The sequence below is a fragment of the Pedobacter sp. 01T416_2 genome (assembly GCF_056398925.1).
Window position 1 is genome coordinate 1 of the sequence record NZ_JBFTQI010001155.1, and the last position, 1,217, is coordinate 1,217.

1 protein-coding gene is annotated in these 1,217 nt (G+C 39.4%); it reads left to right on the top strand.

Translation table 11 applies throughout. The annotated features are described in order from the left end of the window. On the top strand, positions 1–1,217 hold a 1,217-nt coding region (locus AC1DPQ_RS28185; RefSeq protein WP_477611630.1), incomplete at both ends, for a glycoside hydrolase family 3 protein.

The window sequence follows — 1,217 nt, forward strand, 5'->3', positions numbered from 1 at the left end:
ATCTTTACCCTATAAAAATCCGAAATTAAATATCGATTTGAGGGTAAAAGACCTCATTTCGAGAATGACGCCAGAAGAGAAATTCTGGCAGTTATTTATGATTCCTGGAGATGTTACAACTGAAAATAAGACACAATTTAAAAACGGTATTTTTGGTTTGCAGGTTAGTGCTGCTGCCCAGGGAAGTGGTAATGCGCAACAAATGTTAACCTATAATACCTCTGAAGACGGACTTTCTCTGGCTAAAAAAGTAAATAAAATTCAAAAATATTTTGTTGAGGAAACCCGTTTGGGCATTCCCATCATTCCATTTGATGAGGCTTTACACGGTTTGGTTAGGCAAGGTGCTACTGCTTTTCCACAATCAATTGGTTTAGCTGCAAGTTTCGATACTACTTTAGTGGCCAAAATTGGTACGGCTATTGCCAATGAGGCAAAGGCACGTGGTTTGAGGGATCTTTTGGCACCTGTAATCAATATGGCTACAGATGTAAGATGGGGCAGGGTAGAAGAAACCTATGGGGAAGACCCTTATCTAACAACTGTAATAGGTCATGCTTTTATGAATGCCATAGAAAGGCAGAATATCATTGTTACCCCAAAACATTTTATTGCCAATGTTGGCGATGGCGGGCGGGATAGCTACCCGATAGAGATGGATAAACATTTTTTAGAAGAAATCCACTTTCCAGCATTTAAAGATGGGGTTAAAAACATAGGTATCCGTTCATTAATGACTTCCTATAACAGCGTTTTTGGTACTCCGGCAACCTCAAATAAATGGCTGCTCACCACTAAACTAAAAACAGAATGGGGCTTTAAAGGTTTCGTAATTTCTGATGCAGGTGCAGTAGGAGGTGCCAATGTGTTACATTTTACGGCTAAAGATTATAAAGATGCTACGGCGCAATCGRTTAATGCTGGCCTTGATGTAATCTTCCAGGTAGATTATAATCATTATAAACTTTTTCTGCCCGCATTTTTAGATGGTAGCATTCCCAAATCGAGAATAGATGATGCATTGTCAAGGGTGCTGAAAGCTAAATTCGAGCTGGGGCTGTTTGAGCATCCTTACGTGGATGAAAGTATTGCTGAAAAGATGCTGAGCGATCAAAGTAATCACAATTTAGCCAAAGAAGCCGCTTTAAAATCTTTTGTGCTCCTGAAAAATGATAACAACACGCTTCCGTTAAAAAGTGAAAAGCAGATCTTACTGG